This window comes from Kitasatospora sp. NPDC091257, assembly GCF_044757675.1.
Taxonomy (GTDB): domain Bacteria; phylum Actinomycetota; class Actinomycetes; order Streptomycetales; family Streptomycetaceae; genus Kitasatospora; species Kitasatospora lactacystinica.
Map to the genome: position 1 here is coordinate 1 of NZ_JBIVVI010001194.1, position 2738 is coordinate 2738.

Annotated in this window: 4 protein-coding genes; 2 read left to right on the top strand and 2 right to left on the bottom strand. The window is 76.3% G+C overall.

Annotated elements, in window-relative coordinates:
* Window positions 1-57: 57 nt before the first annotated feature.
* Window positions 58-426, bottom strand: coding sequence for a hypothetical protein (locus tag ACIQOV_RS36200; protein WP_401055054.1), 369 nt, complete (start codon window positions 424-426; stop codon window positions 58-60).
* Window positions 427-566: 140 nt separating this feature from the next.
* Between ACIQOV_RS36200 and ACIQOV_RS36205 the strand changes: the two genes are divergently transcribed.
* Window positions 567-956, top strand: a complete 390-nt coding sequence (locus ACIQOV_RS36205; RefSeq protein ID WP_401055055.1) for a hypothetical protein — start codon at window positions 567-569, stop codon at window positions 954-956.
* A 38-nt stretch (window positions 957-994) separates the two neighbouring features.
* Here the strand turns inward: ACIQOV_RS36205 and ACIQOV_RS36210 are convergent, their stop codons facing one another.
* A complete protein-coding gene (locus ACIQOV_RS36210; RefSeq protein WP_401055056.1) occupies window positions 995-1660 on the bottom strand; it encodes a maleylpyruvate isomerase family mycothiol-dependent enzyme in 666 nt (221 codons plus the stop codon).
* A gap of 71 nt (window positions 1661-1731) precedes the next feature.
* On the opposite strand from ACIQOV_RS36210, the gene ACIQOV_RS36215 reads away from it, so the two are divergent.
* The coding region (locus tag ACIQOV_RS36215) for a LysR family transcriptional regulator (protein WP_401055057.1) at window positions 1732-2738 on the top strand (1007 nt) is incomplete at its 3' end.

Consider the following 2738-nt stretch of genomic DNA (forward strand, 5'->3'; position numbering starts at 1 on the left):
GGCTCGGCGTCAGCGCCGGCACTCCCGTCGGTGTCTGTGTGGGGCGGGGTGCGGAGCTCATCTGGTCGCTTCTCGGGGCACCGACCGCACCCGTGCCAGCCGCCGCCCGTGCCGGGCCACCACCCGGTTCACCCCGATCCCGAGCAGCGCCGCGAACGCCGTGTTCGCCAGCTCCAGGAAGCCGGCCCCGGTCCCGATCGACCCGTCCTGGGTGGACAGCAGCAGGATGCCGAGGACATTGGCCGCCCCCACCGCGACGGTGTCCCGCAGCGCCAGCAGCGCGCCCGCCAGCACGGCGGCCGCCGCCAGCAGCGGATCGCCCCAGTAGTCGGTCGGGTCCAGCGCGTTCCACACCAGCCCGCCGGCGGTCAGCAACCACGGCGCGACCCGCACGTACGGGGGCCACTGCACGGACCTCGGGGCCATCGGCGACCTGGCTTCCGTCTCACCACCATCCGGAAGGACTTCTTCCGATCGTAGGCACGGGCCCCCGGAACCCGCACGACGGCCGCCCGGGCGCTCGCTGGGCTCCGGCCCCGCAAGGTCCGAGACCCGAGGAGAACCGGATGTCCATCTTCGCTTCCTGGCTGTACTTCGCCGACGACGGTCACGGCAACGCGCCCGCCCCGAGGATCTCCCAGGGCTCGCACGTCAGCCCCGCCGAGGACAACCGCCGCGGGGGCCGGCTGGAACTCGGCGTGATCCCCAACCACTGCCACCCGGACGTCCGGTTCGGCGACGCTCCCGAACCTGAGGGCGGCTGGCCTCTCCCGGTGGAGTACCTCCGGCTGGGCCTCGGCGGGCCCGCCCCGGACGACCCGGAGGACGCGGACGGCACCGGCGGCGCGGACGGCGCGGACGGCACCGGCTCCCGGGCAACGGTGATCCTGGACCGCGCCCAGGTCGAGCTGTTGCACGCCACCCTCACCGAGTGGCTGAACACCGACCGCCGGTAGCGCGCCGTTCGCCCGTACGCCCGTACACCGATCCGCCGCTACGTGGCGTCCGCCGTGAAGCGTCCCGCGCCGGGCCCCGCCAGCAGGCCTTCCGGCACCCGGCGCCCGTACGCGAGCAGCAGCAGGTGCTCCGCCCGCCCCGTCACGGTGAGCGACCCGTCGCCGTACGCCCAGGCGGTGTCCGTCGCCACCAGCCGGACGCCGTCCAGCCGGGCCCCGAAGAACCGCAGGGTGCGGGGTGAGACACCGGCCAGCAGGGCCTTCGTCCGCGCCACCGGCAGCCGGGCGGGCAGGCCGAGCGCCACCGTGATGTCGAGGCCGTGGACGACGTCGTGGGCGAGGGCCGCGATCGGGCCGCCGACCGGTGGGCGCCAGGGGTGGTCGGCGTGGTCGGCCATGGCGGCGGCGAGTTCGCGCTCGGTCATGGCGGCCGCGTCGCGGCGGGCGATCCGGTCGGCCATCCGGTGGACGTTGCCGCCGGAGCGGGCGAGTTCGAGGAGCGTGCGCGCCGTCGAGTGCCGGAAGCCGGTGCTCATGTGCGCGGCCACCTCGCGGATCCGCCACCCACCGCACAGCGAGGGCGAGTTCCACTGCTCCGGGGCGAGGTCGGCGAACACCCGGGCGAGCTCGCGGCGCTCGGCCGCGATCTGCTCGCGGATCCAGTGGATCTGCCCGGTGTCCTGGTTCTGCGGCACGGTTTCCATGCGCCCAGCCTGCGGCCGGAACCGTACACCCGTCCAAGACCGGGAAGTTCTGGCACTTATGATCGGGAGTTATGGAACTGCGGCAGCTCCAGTACTTCGTCACCGTCGCCCAGCACGGCAGCTTCACCCGGGCCGCGCGGCTGCTGCACCTCACCCAGCCCGGGGTGAGCTCCCAGATCCGGCAGCTGGAACGGGAGCTGGGCCACCCGCTGCTGGACCGCTCGGGCCGCACCGTACGGCTCACCCCGGTCGGCGAGGCGGTGCTGCCGCACGCCCGGGCCGCGCTCGCCTCCGCGGCCGCGGCCCGCCGCGCGGCCCAGGAATTCGGCGGGCTGCGGCGCGGACACGTGCGCCTGGGCATGGTCGCCGGGGCGGCCCTGACCCCGCCGTCCGAGCTGGGGACCTTCCCCGGGCTCGCCACCACGCTCGCGGCGTTCCGCCAGGAACACCCCGGCATCGACTTCTCGCTCACCGAGGACACCACCACGCGGATGCTCTCCGCGCTGCGCGACGGCCGGCTGGACCTCGCCGTCGTCGGCCTGCCCACCCCGGGGAACGGGCCGGAGGGCGACGACGGCGGGTCGTCGCTGAGCGGGCTGGCGCTGCACACGGTGCTGGAGGTCCCGCTGGTCGCGGCCTGCCCGGTGGACCATCCGCTCGCGGACGCCTCGGGCGCGGGACCCGCCTCGGGCGCGGGATCGGGCACGGGCGCGGGATCGGGCACGGGCTCCGTCCACGGCTCGGGCGCGGTCCCGGGCACGGGCGCGGGCACGGGCGCGGGCACGGGCGCGGGCTCCGCCGGGGGCTCGGGAAGCGGGGCCGGTGTTGCCGCCCCCGACCGGGACGCGCTGCCGGTCGCGGCCCTCGCCGGACACGCCCTGGTGAGCACCCCGCGCGGCACCGGCCTGCGCACGGCGCTGGAGCGCGCCCTGGCCGAGGCCGGCGTCGAGGCGACGGTCGGCGTCGAGGCGGCCGCGCCACCGCAGTTGGCCGAACTCGCCGCGCACGGCCTGGGCGTGGCCGTGCTGCCGGACCCGGGCCCGCTGCCCGGTCTGCGCGTACGTCCGCTGACCGACCC